The organism is Novosphingobium sp. NDB2Meth1 (assembly GCF_900117425.1).
GTDB lineage: Bacteria > Pseudomonadota > Alphaproteobacteria > Sphingomonadales > Sphingomonadaceae > Novosphingobium.
The window spans coordinates 67,445-88,230 of sequence record NZ_FPEH01000016.1; the positions used below are offsets into that span (position 1 = coordinate 67,445).

The following is a 20,786-nucleotide window of genomic DNA, read 5'->3' on the forward strand; positions in this document are numbered from 1 at the left end:
CTGCTACGAACCCAGCCCGTGCGAGAGCAATGCCTCCTGCGCGCGGCTCTACCGTCTCCCGCGCAAGCCTTGAGGAACAGACCCGTGTCTCGTCCGATCTTCTTCGATCCCACCGGCCGCCGCCGCCGCCTGACCCGCCGCGGCGCGTTCATCGGGCTTGTCGTGCTGCTCGTGGCCGCGCTGGTCTTCGCGACGACCGTGGTGACGGTTCCCCGCGCAGCGCCGCTGCCCCTGGGCTTCGAGCGGCAGGCGCCGTTCCCGCTGAAGACGCAGGTCAGCCGCATCTCGCACAAGATCTTGCATGAACTGAACCAGCTGCTCGGCCGCCACAACCCTGCCACCGGACGGGGCACCGGCCAGGCGCTCAACGTCGGCTTCTACACTTCGTGGTCGGACGGCAGCGCGGAGACGCTGCGTCGCCATGTCAGCCAGCTCGACTGGGTTGCGCCGACGCTGTTTTCGCTGGGCCATGGCGGCAATCTGGTGGTGACCGATGATGCGCCGATGCGCCGCATCCTCACCTCTGCCATCCACCGCCCGCTGGTGGTGCCGGTGCTGCAGAACGCCGCCAACGCCAAGTGGGATGGCGCAGGGGCAACCGCCATCATGGAAAGCCCAGCCCGCCGCGCCGCGCTGGTGAACCAGATCGATGTTGCACTCGACAGATCGGGGGACGGCGGCGTCATGGTCGACTTCGAGAACCTGCCCAAGCCCGGTATCGCTGCGCTCCGCACCTTCGTTGCCGATCTCCATGCCCGACTCGCGCCCAAGCACCGCGTCGTTGCAGTGACGATGCCGATCGACGATGCGGACTGGTCCGCCAAGCGGCTGGCCGAGGTCGCCGACAAGGTCGTGCTGATGGCCTACGACGAGCACTGGCAGGGCGGCGAGCCCGGGCCGATCGCCTCGAACGGCTGGTTTGCCGGCCACCTCACCGATCAGCTCAAGGGGCTGGCCCCGAACAAGGTCATCGTTGCGCTCGGCAACTATGGCTACGACTGGTACAAGGGTCACGCCGATGTCCAGACTGTCGAAGAAGCCTGGCTTTCCGCGCATGACAGCGGGACCACGCCCACATGGGACAAGGTGAGCGGCAACACCGGCTTCGGCTATCTTGATGACCAAGACATCAACGCCGCAACGCCGCCGGAGCGGCATCAGGTGTGGATGCTCGATGCCGCGTCCAGCTGGAACCAGATGCAGATGCTCTCCCGCCTCGGTGTCGGCTCGGTCGCGCTGTGGCGGCTGGGATCGGAGGACCCCGGCTTCTGGGACGTGCTCAGGACATGGCGCAGCGGACACGGCGCCGTGCCCGATCTCGGCCAGATCAAGGAGACCAGCAACGTCGATGTCGAAGGCAATGGCGAGATCCTGCGCATCGATGCGACGCCCGAAGAAGGCGCGCGCCAGATCCACTATACCGTCGCGCAGTTCGGCCGCCCTTCTCTGATCGACGACGAGCGCTATGGCACGCTGCCGACGCCCTATGTCGTGCGCCGCACCGGCGATCGGCCCAAGCTCGTCGCGCTGACCTTCGACGATGGGCCGGACCCGAAGTACACGCCCGAAGTGCTTTCGGTGCTCGAGCGCTACCACGTGCCCGCCACCTTCTTCATCATCGGCGAGAATGGCGTGGCCGGGCGCAGCCTGCTTCAGCGCATGGTCGCCGACGGCGACGAGATCGGCAATCACAGCTACACCCACCCCAACATGGCCGAGGATTCCGAGACCGGCGTGAAGCTGGAGCTCAACGCCACGCAGCGCCTGATCGAGGCCTATACCGGCCGCTCCACCCGGCTGTTCCGCGCGCCCTATTTCGGCGACGCCGAGCCGACGACGGCGGACGAAATCGGGCCCGCGCTGATCGCGCAGAAGGAAGGCTACACCGTCGTCGGCCTCCACGCCGATCCGGGCGACTGGATGAAGCGCAGCGCGGACGACATCGTCGCGCGCACCGTCGACGCGGTCGAGCATGCCACGCCCGACCGCAGCGCCAACGTGATCCTGCTGCACGACGGCGGCGGCAACCGCGAGCAGACCGTGGCGGCACTGCCGCGCATCATCGAGCGGCTGGAAACGGATGGCTACCGCCTTGTGCCAGCCTCGACGCTGGCCGGGCTCAAGCGCGACGACGTGATGCCGCAGGTCAAGGGCTGGGACCTCGCCGCGGTGCGCGTCGACGTCGCGATCTTCTCGGTGCTCGCGCTGCTGCTGGCCGCGCTCAACTGGAGCTTCTTCTTCGCGATCGCCTTGGGCGTGATCCGCGCGCTGGGGCTGACCGGGCTGGCGCTCGTACCGGATCGCCGCAAGGTGCCCGCTCTGGACAATGGCTACCAGCCTGTCGTCAGCGTGATCATCCCCGCCTACAACGAAGAGCGCGTGATCGAGGCTTCGGTGCACCGCATCCTCGCAAGCGACTATCCGCACATGGAAGTGATCGTGGCGGATGACGGCTCGAAGGACCGCACCAGCGCCATCGTCGCGGCGGCGTTCGGGGACAATCCGCGCGTGCGGCTGATGACCATGGTCAACGGCGGCAAGGCCTCCGCGCTCAATCGTGCGCTGGCCGTCGCGACCGGGGAAATCGTCGTCGCGCTCGATGCCGATACCCAGTTCGAGCCGCAGACCATCGCGCGGTTGGTGCGCTGGTTCGAGAACGAACGCGTCGGCGCGGTGGCGGGCAATGCCAAGGTCGGCAACCGGGTCAATCTCGTCACGCGCTGGCAGGCGGTGGAATACATCACCGCGCAGAACATCGAACGGCGCGCGCTGACCCGCTTCGGCGCGATCATGGTCGTGCCCGGTGCGGTCGGCGCTTGGCGGCGCAGTGCGCTCAATGATGTCGGCGGCTATCCGGAAGACACGCTGGCCGAGGATCAGGACCTCACCATCGCGATCCAGCGCAAGGGCTGGAAGGTGTGCTACGACGAAGATGCCGTCGCCTGGACGGAAGCGCCCGAGACGCTCGCCGCGCTGTCCAAGCAGCGCTTCCGCTGGGCTTTCGGCACGCTGCAGTGCCTGTGGAAGCACCGCGCGGTGCTGTGGGCGCGCAAGCCCGCCGGGCTATCGTTTGTCGGCATGCCGCAAGCGTGGCTGTTCCAGATCCTCTTCGCGCTGATTTCGCCGCTGATCGATCTCGCACTCGCCGTCTCGATTGTCGGCACCGTTCTGCGCGTCATGCAGCATGGCTGGGCGCAGACGCAGACCGATGTGCTGCGCATGGGGCTCTACTGGGCCGCATTCACCTTCATCGACCTCGTCTGCGGCTGGGTCGCCTACCGGCTCGATGTGCGCGAGCGGCGCTTCCCGCCGATCCTGCTGCTCAGCCAGCGCTTCGTCTATCGCCAGCTGATGTACAGCGTGGTGATCCGCGCGGTGGGTGCGGCTCTGCAGGGCCTCGGCATCGGCTGGGGCAAGCTGGAGCGGACGGGCCGCGTCTCAGCAGGGCAGGCGCAAGGTGGCCATCAGGCCCTTGCCGCCTGACGGACCGTCCACCACAGGGTCACCAAGCACGAAGCTTCCACCGTGGAGCCGCGCGACGGCGGAAACCATGGCAAGGCCCAGCCCGCCACCGGCCCGGGTGCGCGCATCGTCGAGCCGGACAAAGCGTTCGACCACCCGCGCCCGATCTGTCGGCGCGATGCCAGGGCCATTGTCCTCCACCGTGATCTCGGCCCAGGTCATGCCGTCAGCATCCGGGACAGCGCGAGTGCTGACGACCACGGCATTGCCGCCATACTTGAGCGCATTGTCGATCAGGTTGGCGAGTGCGCGGGAAACCAGCTCTCGGTCAGCCGGTGCGGTAACCGGCTCCAGCCGCGCTTCCAGCCGCACTTCGGACTGTTCGGCGAGCGGATCGTAAAGCTCGACCAGATCTTCCGCCACAGCCGCCAGATCGAGCGGGCGGCGGCGATCCTCGACTGCGCCGCCCTCGATCAGGCTGATCTCCAGCGCATTCTCCAGCATCGTGCGCAAGGCATCCGCATCCGCACGCGCGGCTTGCAGTGCCTCGATCGCCCGCGGCTCCTCTGCCCGCGCAAGCGCAAGATCGATCGCCGCCGAGAGCCGCGTGACGGGGGAGCGCAGATCATGCGCCAGCGCGCCGGAAACCGCGCTCAACTGTCCGACCAGTTCGCCGATCCGCTCGGCCATGAGGTTGACCTGCTGGCGCAAGTGATCGAAGCCGTCCCCCGTCCCCTCGATCGGCACGCGTGCGCCAAAGTTGCCTGAGGCCAGCTCCGCAGCGGTCTCGGCGATGAGGTGGGTACGCCGACTGATCACAAAGCCGACGACGACCGCACTCAGCAGCGCCATGAGCACGGCGACGGCGATGGTCAGCTCCACTGTCGAGGCAAAGGCGAGGTTGATGCGCCGCTCGGCGAGGCTGACCACTCCGACGACGAGCCGCTCGCCATCGGGCAACTGGCCGACAAGGGCGACACCTTCGCTCGGGGGCTGGTCCGGCCCGCGCCGTACGGCAACGTGCTGCGGCTTGGTCGAGACCGGAATATCCGGCACCCGCACGAGGTTGCTGAGGACCGGCGCGCCCTTGCCGATCAGCGCAACGAAGACGGCAGGATCGGCCGCGCTGCCCCGCCGGGCGCTGATGTATTCGGCGAGTTCCTCGCGCCCGCCATCGTAATAGGCCGCGAGCAGGTCGTCGCGCACGTCGGTAACCTGCCGCTCGCGGTCGATCCGCACCACATCGAGCATCTGCCCGCGCAGAAACACGATGACGAGCGCGCTGGAAAGCAGCTGAAGCACGAAGATCGCCGTTACCAGCCGCACCATCGTCGGCGAGAGACCGCGGCGAACCGCGCGGCGAACGGTGCGTGCCGGCATGGTCGGGTCAGTCCGCCGCGAGCCGGTAGCCCGCCCCGCGCACGGTGTGGAACAGGGTCTGCTCCTCGCCGTCATCGATCTTGCGGCGCAGGCGGCTGATGTGGACATCGATCACGTTGGTGCCGGGATCGAAGTGGTAATCCCACACCGCCTCGAGCAGCATCGTGCGCGTCACCACCTCGCCCGCATGCATCAGCATGTATTCGAGCAGGCGGAACTCGCGCGGCTGGAGCGCGATCTTGCGCGTCCCCCGGCGCACCTGCCGGGTCAGCCGGTCAAGCTCGAGATCGGCGCAGCGCAGTGTGGTGTCCTGAACCTGCCGAACAGCGCCGCTCGCCCGGCGCAGCAAGGCCTGAATGCGCGCGAGCAGTTCTCCGAACGAGAACGGCTTTCCGAGGTAGTCGTCCGCGCCCGCAGTCAGCCCGGCAATGCGATCATCGGTGCTGGCAAGCGCGGAGAGCATGATCACCGGCGTTGCCATTTCCGCCGCGCGCATGGCCTTGAGCAGCGCGAGGCCGTCCATGCCCGGCAGCATCCTGTCCAGCACCACAACATCGAACTGGCTGTCTGTCGCCAGGAACAGCCCGTCGCGGCCATTGCCGGCGTGGTCGACGGTAAAACCTTCCTCGGCAAGCCCGGACCTGATGTAGTCCGCGATCTGTGGGTCATCCTCGACGAGCAGAATGCGTCCTGCCACTGGGCCATTTCCATGTTGTAACAAAAGAGGAACTTCGAATTCGCACAATGAATGCCGCAGCTGCCGCTCGCAAGAGCTTTCCCGCGCTGATGGCACCCCCTGCCGCGTGGCCGATAAGCCCGACCTGAACACCCGCTTTACCACGGCGAAATGTTGCTGAAATTTTCCGCTAAGCCATCGCGCAAAATCACGTTAAGACGCGCGCAAATCGGACCGAACAGCCTGCCCGGGGGTAGGGTCTAGGGCGATTTTGCACTGATCAATCCCGGTGCGCGATGACGCGGCGCGCTGGACTTAGTACCACACGGGCACCGTTTGCCACCCTTGGCGACGTTCCCCATGCCGGATGACGAGATACCGATGGACAGCAAAGCCCCGATCGCCCGAACTTTCACGCAAGCGGCCAAGAATGCGGCAAACCTCCTCGCCACTGCCGCTCCGGCTGCCCTGATGGTCGGCGTGACCCCCGCGCTGGCGGACACCACTGTCAGCACCGCGACGACGACCCCGCTGGTCACTTCGACCGCCGGTGCGGTCACCGTGGCCAGCGGCGGCACGATCAAGCTCGACACCGGCACGGCGGTGACGGTCGATGCATCGCAGAATGTGACAGTCGCCAGCGGCGGCACGCTCGACATGGGCGCGGGCAACGGCGCTGCGGGCGTGATCGTGAACAGCGGGACGACCTCCAATGTCTCCAACGCCGGCACGATCCAGGTACTCGAGACCTTTACCCCTCCCGATACCGACAACAACGGTATCCCCGAAGGCCCGATCGCGCAGGCAACCGGGCGCTATGGCATCCGCGTGGCGCCGGGCGGGACGGCAACGGGCACGATCTCCAACACCGGTACGATCAGCGTCGACGGCCTCAATTCGGCGGGCATCGCGGTTGATTCCGCGCTGACCGGCTCGGTCACCAACACCGGCACGATCCGCATCCGGGGTGACAACTCGGTCGGTATCCGCACCGGTGCAGTTTCCGGCAACGTTTCGGCGGGCGGCTCGATCGCCGTGGTCGGCAGCGGCACCCAGGCGCTGGTGGTAAACGGCGATGTCGGCGGTCTGGTCAAGATCAACGGCGCACTTTCGCAGTTGCCGTCCTACACTGCGGACAGCGGCGCAACGCAGAACCTGCCGCGCAGCGCGCTCTCCACCGGCAAGGCCGCGGTCGAGATCAACGGCAACGTGGCTGGAGGCGTGATTGTCACCACGGCTTCGGGCAGCGGCACGACGGCGGAAACGACCGGTACGATCACCTCGATCGGCAACAGCCCGGCGCTCCAGATCGGCGGTGCCAACAACATCACCATCGGCGGCGGCACTAGCAGCACGGGCACCTATTCGGTCGCCATCGATGGCAGCGTGGCTGCGAACGCGACGTTCAGCTCGACCAATGCCTCGGCCGTGGTGATCGGCGGCAAGGGCGGCAATGTCACGCTTACCAAGGGCATCGGCGTCGGCGGCAGCGTGACAGCGACCACCGTGGACGCGGGCGCGGCGGCGATCCTCGTCAACGCCGGTTCGACCGTCCCCTCGCTCTACAACAACGGCACGATCAGTGCCGTTATCAGCCAGCCGGGCATCGGCTCGTCGGCAGCGATCAGGGACCTTTCGGGCACGCTCACCACCATCACCAACAACAAGACCATCTCGGTGACCGGTTCGAGCGAGGACCAACTGGCAGCGATCGACGTCTCGGCAAACACCTCGGGCGTGACGATCCGGCAGGCGCTCAACAGCACCGATGCGACATCGCAGACCAGCGACAAGGCGGCAACCGGTTACGATCCTGATACCGCCAAGGTCTACACCTCGATCCGGGGCAACATCTACACCGGCAGCGGCAACGATACGCTCGACATCGCCTCGGGCACCGTCACCGGCAACAGCTTCCTCGGCGCGGGCAACGATGTCGTGAAGCTGGCGGACGATGCCAAGTACACCGGCAACATCGATTTCGGCAGCGGCACGGCTTCGCTGGCGATGACAGGCAATTCGCGCTTCACCGGCACACTGATCCTGAACGATCAGGTCGGCACGCTGACGCTTGCCGACAAGGCGATCTACCGTGGCACTGTCACCGGCGGTTCGCAGCTGGCCGTCACCGTGAACGGCGGTACCTTCGGCGCGAACTCGGCGGTCACGACCACGGTCAAGTCGATCGACTTCGGCGCCAACGGCACACTGGGCGTCTATGTCGACGGCGCCACCGGGACCGCATCCAAGCTCGTCGCCGATACTGCCAGCTTCGCCAGCGGCGCTAAGATCTCTGCGCGGGTCACCTCGCTTGCCAAGGCGGAAGGCACCTACACCGTGCTCAGCGCGGGCACGCTCACCGGCGGCAACAATGTCGCGACCTCGGCGCTCAACCTGCCGGTTCTGTTCAAGGGCACCGTCGCGGCTGTGGGCAACAATGTCACGCTGACGATCGCCCGCAAGTCGGCGAGCGAGATCGGGCTCAACACCCCGCAGTCGCAGGCCTACAACGCGATCCTCGCCAATGCGGCCAAGGACACGCTGCTGCAATCGAGCCTGCTGCAGGCGGCGGATACCGCCACGCTGCAGACCCAGTTCAACCAGATGCTGCCCGACTATGCCGGCGGCACGCTTGATTTCCTTTCGCGCGGGATGCGGCTTGCCTCGCGCCGGATCGACGATGATTCGAGCTGGTTCACGATCAGCAACGCCGGTGGGTGGATCGAGCCGATCTACTTCAGGGGCAAGCAGAAGGCCGGCGCGACGCAAGGGTTCACCAACAGCGGCGGCGGGCTCTCGCTCGGCTTCGAGAAGGCATTCGGTTTCGGCCATATCGGCGCGTCGTTCACTTACCTGACCGGCAACTCGACCACCGACGCCACGCAGAAGGTCAAGGTCAGCAACATCGAGCTCGCCGGCTTCTGGCGCCTCGCCTCGGGGCCGTTCTACGCCTATGCCCGCGTCGGCTGGGGCCGCCCCTCGTTCACCTCGACCCGCACCTTCACCGGCGCGGTCGACAACCAGTCGTTCGGCTACAGCGCGAGCGGCAAGTGGAAGGGCACGCTGATTTCGGGCTCGGGCGGCCTGTCCTATGCCCTCTCGGTCGGTGATCACTTCAAGCTGAAGCCGCGTGCCGCGATCGAATACTTCCGCCTGAAGGAAAACGGCTACACCGAGACCGGCAACGCACCGCTGGCGCTGACGCTGGCAAGCCGGACCAGCCAGCTGGTGAACGCCAAGACCACGCTGGTGGCCAGCTGGAGCAGCGCGCCGGGCGACTACGAGAACCGCCCCTTCACGATCGAGGTCGAAGGCGGCCGTCGCAGCCGCATCTCGGGCGAAGTCGGCAACACGCTCGCCACCTTCAACCGCGGCGCGACAAGCGGGGGCGACAGCTTCACGCTGACCGGCCAGCAGCTGCCGTCGGCGTGGGTTGGCGAAGTCAGCCTGCTGCAGGGCGGGCTCGACTACACGTGGAAGATCGGCTTCGGCTACGAAAAGCTGCAAGGCGGCGGCACCGGCTATTCGGGCCGCGCCTCGCTCGCGATCGCGCTCTGAGGCGCGCCGCAGCGCAAGCGATCAGGGGGTGGCCGCAGGGCCGCCCCCTTTTTCGTTTCAGGCCTGCACCAGCGCGCTTTGCGCCTGGAACCACGGCACCATCCGCGCGATGGCTTCCTCCACCAGCGAGGTCGAGACCGCAAAGCTGAAGCGCACGAAGCGGTGCCCGTCGACCGGATCGAAATCGATGCCCGGCGCGGTCGCAACGCCCGTCTCCTCGAGCAGGCGGATGCAGAACGCCATCGAATCCTGCGTCAGGTGGCCGACGTCGGCATAGACATAGAACGCCCCGTCCGGCGGGGCGATCCGCGCCAGACCCATTGCCGGGAGCGCAGCCAGCAGCAAGTCGCGATTGCGCGCATAGGTCCGCACATGCCTGTCCAGCTCCTCGCCGCAATCGAGCGCGGCAAGGCCCGCGTGCTGGCTGAGCGAGGGCGGGGTGAGGAACAGATTGCCCATCCGCGCGCGCGCCTGCCCGACAAGGTCCTCGGGCACGACCAGCCAGCCGAGCCGCCAGCCCGGCATGCTGAAATACTTCGAGAAGCTGTTGACCACGATCGCTTGCCGCTCGAACGGCAGCATCGAGCTGGCGGGCGCGCCATACGTGATGCCCTGGTAGATCTCGTCCGAGACGATATGGATGCCGCGCGCGCGGCAGACTTCGGCGATGGCGGCCATTTCCTCTGTCGCGATCACCGTGCCGGTCGGATTGGCGGGGCTGGCGATGATCACCCCGTCCGGAGCGGGATCGAGCGCGGCCAGCGCGGCGGCGGTGATCTGGTAGCCGACGTCCGGCCCGCAGGGCAGCTCGACCGGCTCGATCGACAGCGCACGCAAGGTGTTGCGATAGGCCACATAGCCGGGCCGGGCGATGGCAACCCGCGCGCCCGGGGCAAAGCGCAGCGAAAGCGCGATCACGAGCGCGGGCGAGGCACCGCAGGTCAGCACGATCTGCTCAGGCGAGACCGCAACCCCGGTCGTCTCTTCCATGTAGCGGGCCAGGCGCGCGAGCAGCTCGGTGCTTTCCCAATAGCCCTTGTCCTCCTCGTCCAGCACGGCACGGGCGCGGGCAAGCGCGGCAGCGGGCGCACCGGTCGAAGGCTGGCCATACTCCATGCGGATGACCGAACGCCCCTCGGCCATCAGGCGCTGGGCAATGGCGGAAATGGTGATGGCGTGAAAGGGTTCGAGCTGAGGTGTCATGCCCGAGGGCCTAGCACCGGGCATGATGCGGCGCAAAGGCGCTGGAGTTGACATCCGGCGGCCTGCGCGCGAGCCTTGCGTGCTGATCCGGGCGGACCAATCGCACCGGACAGTGGGAGAGCCAGACATGTCCACACCATCCGCGAGCGCGGGTGCGCCGCCGCAGCTGCCCTTGGGGCAGGCCGCCATCGTCACGCTGGGCGTCATCGTCGTCATCGCCGGGTTTGTCGCGCTTGGCGCATGGCTACATGTCACGCCGCTCTACGCGGGCTTCCTGCTGCTGTGGGCATGGTCGGCGCTGCACCAGCTTTCAATGAGGGCATTGCCAGGCGCGCTCATCGGTGCGCTGACGGGCGCGGGCATGAGCTTCCTGCTCCAGACCGGCGCGGCCACCGGCAATACGGCACTCGTCATTGCGGCGCTGCTGTTGATGGTGGGCGCGGTGTTCCTCGTCGTCGCAGGCCGCGCGACACTCGTATGCAACCAGAGCACAATGCTGTTCATCACCGTGCTCAACGCGCCGGTGATCCAGAAGGGCGAGGATTTCCGGCAGGTGATCGTGGCTATCACGCTCGGCGCGCTATGGTTCGGCGTGGTCGCCTGGGTGATCAGCCGGATCGTGCCGGCGCCCTCAACGGCGGCTGCAACGTCCTAGCACTTCGCCTGCGGCTGGGTCGGCGAGGGATTCTTGATGCCGGTCAGGTCGCGGTCATCGCGAACGTAAAGCGCTGCTTCCTTGCGGATGACCTTGGAGGGGATAAGGCTGCCGAGAAAAAAGGGCTTGTAGTTGTAGGCGACCTCGACGAACATGATCGCCGTACTGGGATCGGCAGTCATCTTCGTGGTCGTGTAGCCCATTCCGGCGAACGAAGTTCCGGTGAGGCCGGTGCCCTCCACACCATAGCGCGAGACATAGGCAGTATTGCCCCAGCATCGCTGCCATGCGATCCACTGGCCGCCGCTGCCGTTGACCTGGAGGCTGGAGACGATCACACGGCCGCGCTGCGGAATCTGCAGATCTTCCGCTTGCAAGGCAGCGCCGCGGAACACCTGATTCATGTCGAATTCGCGGAACAGAGGTGCACCGTTCACCTGCGTCTGCTTGGCCCTGCTCGCGTTGTCCGCAACCGTGATGGCGAGCTGATTGAGCCGCACGTGGATCAGCGCAAGGTTCACCACTTCGACACCACTCAAGGTGAGCGCCATCAGAAACGGCATGGCAAGGCCAAGCTCGACCGCGCTCACTGCGGCAGTGCTGCGGGCGAGACGGTGGGCAAAGCGGCCAAACCGGCCCGATGTCACGCCGCCTGTCCGGCGGTAATGCATCATGTCGGACATACCGATACCCCCGTGCGGGTGGACTGTGTCGCGTAAGGCTGGTTCATCAGAATGGTCGTCTGGGGGACCGTCTGATACTCCGGCAGGCCGAACATCTTGGCGAAGCCGAACCACTGCTTGTACGAGACGGTGACAGTGTAGACGACAATGTCGTTCGCACTGCCAAGGCCGGTCTTGCCTAAATCGGCATCCCAGGTATTGTTGCCGTTCATGTCGACGAAACATTCCTTGTTGTCGTAGACACCGTTCGCATTGGTATCGGTGAAATCCTCCGGCTTCCCTACTGACGTGAAGTCAGCGTAATTCTTGCGCGTGAAGGTGATATTCGCGGTCGGCATGACGTATTTGATTGATTTCGAGACAAGCGTATCAAGTGTAGTCTGGTTCGTCTGGCCGCTTTGGAGCGAGGACTTGCGCGCAGCGGCATTGATCGACCCGGTCAGCACGGTGCGCACGTAATAGCCCTGCGCCACTTGCAGCGAACCGAACACGATGAGGAACAGGATCGGCGCGGTCATGCCGAACTCGACCGCGCTGACCCCGCGCTTGTCGCGCAGCAGCGATCCCTTGGGCATCCAGCGCGGGAAGAGACGAAGCGCCATCACTTGTTGATCCGCAGGTCGGCCACCTGGCCGGCGATGAACTTGAAGGTGTTGTTGAGCGTGGTCGTGTCGCCTGCGAAGTACGCGCGCCCCGCCGTCGCGCAGGTCGTCATCTGCGTGGTGAGCGTGGTGCCGAAGCCGATCAGCCATACGGTGTAACCTGCGTTCTTGGCCCGCGTGCAGGCTGCCAGAAAGCGATTGTTGTGATAGTTTGTAAGCGTCGAGTTGTTGGTGCCGGAGGGCGCCACGCGGTTGTCGTACATCTCCTCGCCATAGGCGCTGTAGCTGTCGATCGTCGGCGCCATATCACCGTCGGTCATGAAGATGATATGGCGGCTGACCGAAGGATACTTGACCGGATCGGCGTTCACATTCGACTGGAAGATGCCGGTCGGGCTGGCCAGCCGCGCCCCCCAGATCATGCCGATATCATGGTAGGTGCTCCCCGCGGGAACCAGCGTGTTGACGTAGTTGGTCAGCCAGGTCGGTGCCACGGTCGGGGTTGTCGTATCGACTTCGGTAAAGAGCATCGCGCGCGGCGGGCACTGCGAGCTTTCGCGCACGACACCGCTCGGGATGGACGTGGCGGTGCGCGTCCCGAGACCAGTGCCGCGGTACCACACGAGATCATTCTCGTAGATCTTCCACTGCGTCGTCGGATCGCCGGCGCTCGGCGCGGAGTCGATGTCGAGATCCTTGGCGCCGCTGGGCACCGGGTTCATCGCAAGGTTCTGGACCGTTTGGCGCTCCTCGATGCAACCATCCCACTGGGTATTGGTCGTGGTGAGGCCGGTCACACCGGTCGTACCGTTGAGGGCGGCGAGCGCGACCATGTCGTACGTACCCTCGTTCGGCACTGTCGAGTTCGACGCGATGTTGGTCACCACCGGTACTGTGCCCATGCCCTTGAACGAGCTGACATTGACCGTGAGGGGCTGGAAGCTCCAGTTGGTGAACTGGTAGCGCAGCTGGTAGTTTCTGGTTGTTGCGGTTGACACGTTGCGCACACAGGTGCCGATCGACGAGCTGCCGCTGCCCGAAGTCCTCGTCCAGGATCCGTACGAATAGGTGGCCCAGGTGGTGTCTGCCGGCGGAGGTCCACCCGCCACGGTGGCCGGGTTGCTACCGGTGGTGGGGTAGGTATTGTTCCCGTAGTTGGTGCATTGCGACGAAGTGATGCCAGTAAGCGTCTGGGTCGTCGCGGTTGCGGGACCTGTTGTGCCGACATAGATTGGCGTCTTGTAAACTGCGACGGCAGTCTGGAACGGCTGCATATCGGCAAAGTAGCTGGTCGGCATATCCCCAGACGCAATGATGCCGCCCATGTTGACTGTGGCCGTGTAGGGTACGAAACCGAAGCGGATGCGCGTATTGGTCTTGTCGACCACAGCAGCCGCCACCGTCTTGTAGAAATCGAGGATGGCCGACCGCAAACCCGCCATCTTCGAAAGCGAGCCCTGATCGCTCGAGCAGGAGGACTGCGAAGGCTGGCATCGCATCGACCCGGTGGTATCGAGCACGAACATCACGTCGGCGCTCGCCATCTGCAGTTCCGCACTGCACTCCACGGTCAGCGTGATGCTCTTGAAGCCGAAAATGCCCATGATCACCGTGGGCATCTGGGTCGACGCGGTTCCGCTGATCGCGCCGGTTCCAGACGACGAGGTGTTGAAGGTGATGTTCTGGGAATTGGTCGCGAGCGGGTTGAAGTTGAAGTTGAACATCTTGTTCGCCTTCGCCGTCTCCGACGTGCCGTAAGTACCCGAAGTCGCCATCGCCTTGCGGCCCGCCAGCACGCCCGCGTCGCAGGCGTTCTGCAGGCTGGTCTTGGTCATGTAGGCGCGCGCCATGTCGGTCCCGCTGCCGACAAGGGTGACAAGCAGGATGATCGTGGCAAGCGCGATGCCCATCGTGGTGCCCGCCGTATCGCGCAGCAGGCTGCCGATCAGGGCGCGCATAGCGGCGCGGATCTGGCCTTCCGGTGCATTCGAGCGGCGCGGCATCTGGCGTTCGTCCTCCAAAGGCAGGGCTACCTCCACCAAACGCCGCGACTCCGCCCAGGCAGACGGAAAGCGGGCACGAGGGTGACCCAATCTCAGTCCATGCAGGCCAACCGCCTTCCAAATCGTAAATTTGCTGAAAAAACTTGTCTCCGCAGCCTTACGCAGACGCCGCAAGCACGGCGGCGGCAATGGTAAACGCGCTGGTAGCGCTCAGGCGCAGCGGGTTTGGCAAGAGCGCGCGGAACGCAGCACCGAGGGTTTCACGGTGGTGCAATCCCCGATGAGGTTACCTTCGCCTCGCTCGGCATTCCCTTCTCAGCGCTCTCTTCCACCCAACAGAACGCCCTGATCGCGGCAAGCAAGGTGAACCACGCCGAGCATGCCCGCGCCAAGCCAGACAAGCCGCCCGCCAAGGATCAGGAGCGACCCGGCAAGCTCGACCGCGATGGTCAGCGCGGCGCGTGTGCAGCGGCACCGTGGGGATCAACGCGCATGGCCTGCTTGATGTGGCGCTGCCCTTTGGCGGCATGAATCAATCGGGATTTGGCCGGGAATACGGCGCGGAAGGCGTGCTGGCCTATACCGAACTCAAATCGGTGGCCGCGCTGCTGGGGGCCTAGCGAGGCTGGATGAGGCGCCTTCTCGAGGCGGGCGCCACATCAGGAATCGACCGTGCCACCGCGCGGCCTAGCCACGCGGCTCGCCCATGCGCACCAGATCGGCGAGCATCCGGGTGGTCGGCGTGGCCACGTCGGCCTGCTCGGCCATGCGCACGATCGCGCCGTTGATCGATTCGATTTCCGTCCGGCGTCCGGCCAGCCGGTCCTGCAGCATCGAAGGCTTGTGTGCCTTGTGATTGGCGAGTGCGAAATCGATCTTGGCGAGGACACGTGCCGGATCGATCGGCACGCCTAGTGCGGTGGCGGTGGCGATGGTTTCCTGCGCGACAGCCGTGGCAATGCGCCGGCCTTCGGGGCAATCGAGCCCGCCGACCGGCAGGCCCGTGATCGTCGCAAGCGGGTTGAGCGCGGCGTTGAAGGCGACCTTTTCCCACACCGAGACGCGCACTTCGGGATCGATGGCCACGTTGAGCGCACCCTTGTTCAGCGCCTCTGCAAGCGCCTCGGCATGGGCATGCGCGCGCTCGTTCACGCCGCCTAGCCAGATGTGGCCATCGCCATGCGAGGAGACCTGCGCCGGACCTTCGAGATCGGCGGGAAAGTCCGTCACGCCCCACAGCACGTGATCGGCATGGAACACTTCGGCGATGGCCTCGACGTTGCCGAGCCCGTTCTGCAGGGTGAGCACTAGCGGGTTATGCTGCGCCAGATGCGCGACCGAGCGAATCGCTGCAGCACTGAACATGCCCTTCGTCATCAGCAGGACGAGATCGACCGGCCCTGCGAGTTCGACGGCGAGGCAGGCGCGGACCTTGGCGGTGGCGGTGCCATTGTCGTCGTGCAGGGTGATTCCCTCGCGCCCGATAACCTCGAGCCGCGCGCGGTCGACGTCGATCACCGTCACATCAAGCCCGCCTTTGGCCAGCCGTGCCGCCAGAAAACAGCCCATGGCGCCCGCGCCGACAATCGCAATTTTCGAGATCATGATCTGGTCCCTTACGTGTACGCGCGAATTTTCGGGGATCGGTGGAGGTCGTCAATCATGCATCGGGAGAAAGTTCAGAAACATGCGTGCAGCCTGCGGCAGGAGGCCGGTACGCCGACGGTAAAGCAGCATCTGCCGCTCGGTTTCGAGCGCCGGAACGTCCAGCTGGCGCATGGTCCCGCTGGCGAGGTGCGGCGCCACAAGCGGACCCGGCAGCCAGCACAGCAGGCGGCTGGCGGCGGAGACTGCGATCATGGTTTCGACCGAGGCGGTCTCGACCGGGACGGGCGGCATCGGCAGACCGTGCTCGCGAAAACGGCCGGCAAACTGGACGCGCGGGGTGGCGGTGGAGCCGGGCATGACCCAGCTCTCGGCGGCAAGGTCCGCCATGGTGGGGTTATCGGCAATCGGGTTTTCCGCCGCGCAGAACACACCGAACCGGTCGGTGTAGGCGCAAGTGCCCACGGCCTCGACCGCGTCGGATTCGAGCGGTGCGGCGGTGACTACCAGATCCACCTTGCGATCGAGCAGCGCGCCGAGCAGATCGCTGTCGGTGCCCTCGCGCATTTCGACCGAGAGGTCGGGGTAGGCCGCGATCATGGCAGCGGCGGCGCTGGTGACGAGCGTGCGCATCACCGCTGCTACCGCGCCGATGCGGACAACACCGCGCCGAAGCCCGCGCAGGGCATCGAGCTGGTCGCGCGCTGCCTGCATCTCGAAGGCGAGGAGGCGCGCGTGGTCGAGCAGGATCTCGCCCGCCGGAGTCAGAGCTACCCCCGTGCTCAACCGATCGAACAGGCGATGGCCTAGGCGCTGCTCCATGCCCTGGATCATCCGGCTGAGCGAAGGCTGGGTGAGGTTTACGATGGCGGCAGCTCGGCCCACGCTGCCGGTATCGGCCACGGCGATGAAGGCACGCAGCTGGCGTTCGTCAAAATCCATACGTACGTCGTATGACTTTCTGCCAAGATTGCAATTGTGGCTATGGCCCGAAGCGGGCACTCTGCTTGCTGAGGCTGGCGCATGCCCGGCCCGCCGGGAGAGACCATGCCTTCTGTTCGCGAAGTCACGATTGGCCTGCTGCGCGAGCTGGGGATGACCACGATCTTCGGCAATCCCGGCTCGACCGAGCTGCCGATGTTCCGCGACTTTCCAGAAGACTTCCGCTATGTGATGGGCCTGCAGGAAAGCGTCGTGCTGGGCATGGCAGATGGCTTTGCGCAAGGCACCGGCAATGCCGCGATCATCAACCTGCACAGCTCGGCGGGCGTGGGCCATGCGCTGGGCAACCTCTTCACAGCCTTCAAGAACCAGACCCCGCTGGTGGTCACAGCGGGCCAGCAGGCGCGTTCGATCCTGCCGTATGAACCGTTTCTCTTCGCCGAGCGGGCGACCGAGTTCCCGCAGCCGTTCGTGAAATGGGCCTGCGAGCCGGCGCGAGCGCAGGATGTGCCGGCGGCCATCGCGCGGGCCTATCTCGTGGCGATGGAGCCGCCTTGCGGGCCGACATTCGTTTCGATCCCCATCGACGACTGGGACCAGCCGGGCGAGCCGTTCACCGCGCGCAGGGTCCATTCCGCGCGGGCGCCAGAAGGCACCGCGATTGCCGAATGCGCAGCGGCGCTGGCCCGCGCCGAGCGACCCGCCTTTGTCGTGGGCGCTGGCATCGCGCGCGACGGGGCGTGGGACGAGGTGATTGCGCTGGCCGAACAGCATCAGGCCGCGGTCTGGGTCGCGCCAATGTCGGCCCGGTGCAGCTTTCCGGAAAACCACCCGCTGTTCGCCGGGTTCCTCACCGCCGGGCGCGAGGCCATCGTGGCAACGTTGAAGGGCCACGATTTCGTGCTGGCGCTGGGCGGGCCGATGAACCTCTACCATGTCGAGGGGCAGGGGCCACATATCGCGCAAGGCACCGAGGTCTGGCTGATCGGCGACAATCCGGTCCATGCGGCATGGGCCCCTGTGGGCACGGCGATCGTTGCCAACACCCGGCTGGCGCTGGCGCAGCTGTTGCAAATCGGCCCCGCCGTCCAGCGCGCCGCCCCTGTGCCGCGCGCCCTGCCGCCGGTGCTCGATGGCTCGGCCATGACCGATTCCTACGTGCTCCAGCGCCTCGCCGCGCTGCGCGCGCCCACAAGCGTGATCGTCGAGGAAGCCCCTTCCACACGTGGGACAATGCACGATTATCTGCCGATCTTGGCGAAGGACACGTTCTACACCTGCGCCAGCGGCGGCCTTGGCCATGGTCTGCCCGCAGCCGTCGGCATGGCGCTGGCGCGGCCGGGCGAGAAGGTGATCGCGGTGCTGGGCGACGGCTCGTCGATGTACGCCATCCAGGGGCTCCATGCCGCTGCGCAGCTGGGGGTGCCGGTCAGCTTCGTGATCCTCAAGAACCGGCGCTACGAGGCGCTGCACAGCTTCGGGCGACTGTTCGGGCTGCAGACTCTGGTGGGGACGCAGTTTCCTGAGCTCGATTTCTGCGCGCTGGCGGCGGGGCATGGTATCGAGGGGCGCAGCGCGGCGGATGCGTCTTCACTCGATGCGGCGCTGGCATGGTCGCTGGCGGCGGACAAGCCGACGCTGGTCGAAGCCGTGATCGACTGAGAAGGGACGAGACCATGGATGTGACCCGGTTCGTTGATGATCGTCCCGCCGACGGAGTGTTCCGCGTCAACCGCGCGATATTCACAGATCAGACGGTGTTCGACCGTGAGATCGAACGAATCTTCGAGGGCGGCTGGGTCTTCCTCGGCATCGAGAGCCAGGCTGAAAACCCCCACGACTTCTTCACCACCACGATGGGCCGCGTCCCGGTCATGGTGCAGCGCGATGGTGAGGGCACCTTGCGCGGCTTCGTCAATTCCTGCCCGCACAAGGGCGCGCGGCTGGCGCAGACGCGCGCCGGCAACGCGCGGCTCCATGTGTGCCCCTATCACAGCTGGAGCTTCGACAGCGCCGGGCGCAGCAAGGCGGTGAAGTGGCAGAAGGCAGGTTGTTACAGCGCGGCCTTCGAACAGGACGACCACGGGCTGGCAGCCCTGCCCCGGTTTGAGGCCTATCGCGGCTTCCTGTTCGGCAGCATGGCCGCCGATGTTATGCCGCTGGCAGACTACCTTGGCGAGGCGGCGAAGCTACTCGACTTGGTGGCCGATCAGAGCGCGGACGGACTGGAACTGGTCCCCGGGCAGGTCACCTTCACCTATGAGGCGAACTGGAAGTTGCAGCTTGAGAACTGCTCTGACGCCTATCACTTCACCTCGGCGCATCCATCCTACATCCGCGTGCTGGAGCGGCGGCAGCAGGAACTGAGCGCCGACGTCGTCGCCTCGGTGTGGGAAAACAGCGACTACTGGAAAGAGGAAGCGCAAGGCGTCGCGGGCGGCAGCTACAGCTTTGCCAATGGCCACGTGCTCAATTGGGGCATCTTCGGCGTGACCCCCGCGATCCCGCTTTATGAAAGCGCGGGCGCGCTGGCCGAACGGCACGGCGAGGGGCGGCGCGACTGGATGTTCAACATGCGCAACCTGACGATCTTCCCCAATCTGCAGGTGGCGGAAAACGCATCCAGCCAGCTGCGCGTGATCCATCCGCTGGCGCCCGGCCTCACCGAAATGCGCACCTGGTGCATCGCGCCCAAGGGCGAAAGCGCCGCCGCGCGCCGCCAGCGCATCCGCCAGTACGAGGATTTCTTCAATCCGACGGGCATGGCGACACCGGACGATACCGTTTCGTACGAGAACTGCCAGATTGGCTATGGCGGCATGGCCCAGCCCTGGCTGCAAGGCTATGCGCGGGGGATGACAGCTACGGTGGAAGGCGGGAACCGCTTTTCCGACCTCTTGGGCATGAACCCGGCGCGCAGCGTGCTGGCGGATTCGCAGCTGTGCGACGAGACCCTGTTCCACAGCTACTACCGTGCCTGGGCGCAGCGCATGGCTGGCGGAGACGCCGCATGACCGCCCCCATCACCCGCGCCGAAGCCGAGGACCTGCTCTTCCGCGAGGCCCTGCTGATCGACAGGCAGCGCTTTGCGCAATGGCTGGAGCTGTTCACCCCCGATGTCGAATTCTGGATGCCGGCCTGGCGCGATGAGGCCACGACGACCGAAGACCCGGACCGCGAACTTTCGCTGATCTACTACAAGGGCCGCCGCAACCTCGAGGACCGGGTGATGCGGCTGACCTCCGGCCTCTCGGTCGCCTCGCTGCCCCTGCCGCGCGTGGTGCATCAGGTGACCAACGTGCTGGTGCTCGAAGCAGACCAAGATGCAGCAACAGTCTCGGCAGCTTTCACCTGCCACCGCTTTGATGTGCGGATGAACCGCACCGACTGCTTCTTCGGAAGGTACGAATACCAGCTGGTGCGACAGGATGGCGCATGGCTGATCGCGCGCAAGAAGATCACTCTTCTCAACGACACCGTGCCGACGGTGGTGGACATCAATTCGATCTGAGAGCGCTTGCGGTTGGCTGCATGCGCGGGAGGTCTGCGATCAAATGCCCACCCCATGAAGCAATCGGACTTATGACGTCGTTTGAGTGAATTACGTCACGGTACGTTAGCTGCAATGAGCTAGGAAAGTTCATCGCGGTCGGACAGCTTGTACGCTTTCGGCCGAGGCTTTGAGTGCTTCACTGCGTTGGCGGTGAGCCCAGATTTGCGTTTCACACCTTCCGACATTGACGGACATCCGCGTCCAGCATCGGGCTGTGATCCATCACCTGTACCATCGATGGTCCCGGATGCGGTCGGATCGACCCGCACTGATGCGGAGGATTATATCAGAAAAAGCGCTGTGAAACAGCTGCTTACCGGACGTTGTCGGACGTCTTCAAACGGTGAAATGGAGGCCCGAGCCGGAATCGAACCGGCGTAAACGGATTTGCAGTCCGGTGCGTAACCACTCCGCCATCGGGCCTCGATGCGCATCAGCGTGGAACGGCGCGGTTAGCCGAGCCT

The 20,786-nt window shown here is 65.6% G+C and carries 15 protein-coding genes and 1 tRNA gene; 7 read left to right on the forward strand and 9 right to left on the reverse strand.

Translation table 11 applies throughout. From position 1 onward, the window contains the following. The first annotated feature begins 84 nt into the window (after nucleotides 1-84). Nucleotides 85-3,483, forward strand: coding sequence for a glycosyltransferase (locus tag NDB2M1_RS12470; protein WP_072382760.1), 3,399 nt, complete (start codon nucleotides 85-87; stop codon nucleotides 3,481-3,483). Here NDB2M1_RS12470 and NDB2M1_RS12475 read toward each other — a convergent pair. Both NDB2M1_RS12475 and NDB2M1_RS12480 read right to left on the reverse strand, forming a co-directional pair. Beyond that, entirely contained in the window at nucleotides 3,439-4,842 is a 1,404-nt protein-coding gene (locus NDB2M1_RS12475) for a sensor histidine kinase (protein WP_253185872.1), read from the reverse strand. The two genes, NDB2M1_RS12470 and NDB2M1_RS12475, sit on opposite strands and share 45 nt — an antisense overlap. Nucleotides 4,843-4,849: 7 nt before the next feature. After that, the gene (locus tag NDB2M1_RS12480) at nucleotides 4,850-5,539 is read right to left on the reverse strand and encodes a response regulator transcription factor (protein ID WP_072382764.1); all 690 of its coding nucleotides are present in this window, start codon (nucleotides 5,537-5,539) and stop codon (nucleotides 4,850-4,852) included. A gap of 360 nt (nucleotides 5,540-5,899) precedes the next feature. Between NDB2M1_RS12480 and NDB2M1_RS12485 the strand changes: the two genes are divergently transcribed. Beyond that, complete coding sequence (locus NDB2M1_RS12485) at nucleotides 5,900-9,076, forward strand: autotransporter outer membrane beta-barrel domain-containing protein (protein ID WP_083554837.1); 3,177 nt, start codon at nucleotides 5,900-5,902, stop codon at nucleotides 9,074-9,076. A 57-nt stretch (nucleotides 9,077-9,133) separates the two neighbouring features. Here NDB2M1_RS12485 and NDB2M1_RS12490 read toward each other — a convergent pair whose 3' ends face one another. After that, nucleotides 9,134-10,279, reverse strand: coding sequence for an aminotransferase class I/II-fold pyridoxal phosphate-dependent enzyme (locus tag NDB2M1_RS12490; RefSeq protein WP_072382766.1), 1,146 nt, complete (start codon nucleotides 10,277-10,279; stop codon nucleotides 9,134-9,136). A gap of 127 nt (nucleotides 10,280-10,406) precedes the next feature. On the opposite strand from NDB2M1_RS12490, the gene NDB2M1_RS12495 reads away from it, so the two are divergent. Further along, nucleotides 10,407-10,934 carry a hypothetical protein gene (locus NDB2M1_RS12495; RefSeq protein ID WP_072382767.1) on the forward strand — a complete coding sequence of 176 codons (528 nt, stop codon included), beginning with the start codon at nucleotides 10,407-10,409 and terminating at the stop codon, nucleotides 10,932-10,934. On the opposite strand, the gene NDB2M1_RS12500 is transcribed toward NDB2M1_RS12495, so the two are convergent. The 3 genes from NDB2M1_RS12500 to NDB2M1_RS12510 are packed head-to-tail and all read right to left on the reverse strand — an operon-like array spanning nucleotide 10,931 to nucleotide 14,222. Then, the gene (locus NDB2M1_RS12500; protein WP_054123732.1) at nucleotides 10,931-11,617 is read right to left on the reverse strand and encodes a TadE/TadG family type IV pilus assembly protein; all 687 of its coding nucleotides are present in this window, start codon (nucleotides 11,615-11,617) and stop codon (nucleotides 10,931-10,933) included. The two genes, NDB2M1_RS12495 and NDB2M1_RS12500, sit on opposite strands and share 4 nt — an antisense overlap. Next, nucleotides 11,605-12,219, reverse strand: coding sequence for a TadE/TadG family type IV pilus assembly protein (locus tag NDB2M1_RS12505; RefSeq protein WP_171955385.1), 615 nt, complete (start codon nucleotides 12,217-12,219; stop codon nucleotides 11,605-11,607). The genes NDB2M1_RS12500 and NDB2M1_RS12505 overlap by 13 nt, the downstream gene beginning before the upstream one ends. Then, nucleotides 12,219-14,222, reverse strand: a complete 2,004-nt coding sequence (locus tag NDB2M1_RS12510; protein WP_143146750.1) for a TadE/TadG family type IV pilus assembly protein — start codon at nucleotides 14,220-14,222, stop codon at nucleotides 12,219-12,221. The genes NDB2M1_RS12505 and NDB2M1_RS12510 overlap by 1 nt, the downstream gene beginning before the upstream one ends. Before the next feature lie 476 nt (nucleotides 14,223-14,698). Here NDB2M1_RS12510 and NDB2M1_RS22065 point away from each other — a divergent pair, with 476 nt between their 5' ends. Beyond that, nucleotides 14,699-14,842 (forward strand): aldehyde dehydrogenase family protein, encoded by a 144-nt coding sequence (locus NDB2M1_RS22065; RefSeq protein WP_231625132.1) that lies wholly within the window; start codon nucleotides 14,699-14,701, stop codon nucleotides 14,840-14,842. A gap of 67 nt (nucleotides 14,843-14,909) precedes the next feature. On the opposite strand, the gene NDB2M1_RS12520 is transcribed toward NDB2M1_RS22065, so the two are convergent. Then, nucleotides 14,910-15,827, reverse strand: a complete 918-nt coding sequence (locus NDB2M1_RS12520; RefSeq protein ID WP_072382771.1) for a ketopantoate reductase family protein — start codon at nucleotides 15,825-15,827, stop codon at nucleotides 14,910-14,912. A gap of 51 nt (nucleotides 15,828-15,878) precedes the next feature. Beyond that, nucleotides 15,879-16,769: a LysR family transcriptional regulator gene (locus NDB2M1_RS12525; RefSeq protein WP_072382773.1), complete on the reverse strand. Its 891-nt coding sequence runs from the start codon at nucleotides 16,767-16,769 to the stop codon at nucleotides 15,879-15,881. A 105-nt stretch (nucleotides 16,770-16,874) separates the two neighbouring features. Here NDB2M1_RS12525 and mdlC point away from each other — a divergent pair, with 105 nt between their 5' ends. From mdlC to NDB2M1_RS12540, 3 genes are read left to right on the forward strand one after another with little or no spacing between them, the layout of a single operon-like run. Next, the gene (gene mdlC, locus NDB2M1_RS12530) at nucleotides 16,875-18,431 is read left to right on the forward strand and encodes a benzoylformate decarboxylase (RefSeq protein WP_072382775.1); all 1,557 of its coding nucleotides are present in this window, start codon (nucleotides 16,875-16,877) and stop codon (nucleotides 18,429-18,431) included. A gap of 14 nt (nucleotides 18,432-18,445) precedes the next feature. After that, nucleotides 18,446-19,783: an aromatic ring-hydroxylating oxygenase subunit alpha gene (locus NDB2M1_RS12535; RefSeq protein WP_072382777.1), complete on the forward strand. Its 1,338-nt coding sequence runs from the start codon at nucleotides 18,446-18,448 to the stop codon at nucleotides 19,781-19,783. Next, a complete protein-coding gene (locus NDB2M1_RS12540; protein ID WP_072382779.1) occupies nucleotides 19,780-20,280 on the forward strand; it encodes an aromatic-ring-hydroxylating dioxygenase subunit beta in 501 nt (166 codons plus the stop codon). The genes NDB2M1_RS12535 and NDB2M1_RS12540 overlap by 4 nt, the downstream gene beginning before the upstream one ends. A gap of 391 nt (nucleotides 20,281-20,671) precedes the next feature. Here the strand turns inward: NDB2M1_RS12540 and NDB2M1_RS12545 are convergent. Beyond that, nucleotides 20,672-20,745, reverse strand: a tRNA-Cys gene (locus tag NDB2M1_RS12545). Nucleotides 20,746-20,786 lie beyond the last annotated feature (41 nt).

Excerpts from the sequence above, each read along its gene's own strand:
- NDB2M1_RS12475 (WP_253185872.1), bottom strand. The coding sequence starts at position 4,842 with ATGCCGGCACGCACCGTTCGCCGCGCGGTTCGCCGCGGTCTCTCGCCG.
- NDB2M1_RS12535 (WP_072382777.1), top strand. The coding sequence starts at position 18,446 with ATGGATGTGACCCGGTTCGTTGATGATCGTCCCGCCGACGGAGTGTTC.
- NDB2M1_RS12485 (WP_083554837.1), top strand. The coding sequence starts at position 5,900 with ATGGACAGCAAAGCCCCGATCGCCCGAACTTTCACGCAAGCGGCCAAG.
- mdlC (WP_072382775.1), top strand. The coding sequence starts at position 16,875 with ATGCCTTCTGTTCGCGAAGTCACGATTGGCCTGCTGCGCGAGCTGGGG.
- NDB2M1_RS12505 (WP_171955385.1), bottom strand. The coding sequence starts at position 12,219 with ATGGCGCTTCGTCTCTTCCCGCGCTGGATGCCCAAGGGATCGCTGCTG.
- NDB2M1_RS12490 (WP_072382766.1), bottom strand. The coding sequence starts at position 10,279 with ATGACACCTCAGCTCGAACCCTTTCACGCCATCACCATTTCCGCCATT.
- NDB2M1_RS12520 (WP_072382771.1), bottom strand. The coding sequence starts at position 15,827 with ATGATCTCGAAAATTGCGATTGTCGGCGCGGGCGCCATGGGCTGTTTT.
- NDB2M1_RS12495 (WP_072382767.1), top strand. The coding sequence starts at position 10,407 with ATGTCCACACCATCCGCGAGCGCGGGTGCGCCGCCGCAGCTGCCCTTG.
- NDB2M1_RS12510 (WP_143146750.1), bottom strand. The coding sequence starts at position 14,222 with ATGCCGCGCCGCTCGAATGCACCGGAAGGCCAGATCCGCGCCGCTATG.
- NDB2M1_RS12540 (WP_072382779.1), top strand. The coding sequence starts at position 19,780 with ATGACCGCCCCCATCACCCGCGCCGAAGCCGAGGACCTGCTCTTCCGC.
- NDB2M1_RS12525 (WP_072382773.1), bottom strand. The coding sequence starts at position 16,769 with ATGGATTTTGACGAACGCCAGCTGCGTGCCTTCATCGCCGTGGCCGAT.
- NDB2M1_RS12500 (WP_054123732.1), bottom strand. The coding sequence starts at position 11,617 with ATGTCCGACATGATGCATTACCGCCGGACAGGCGGCGTGACATCGGGC.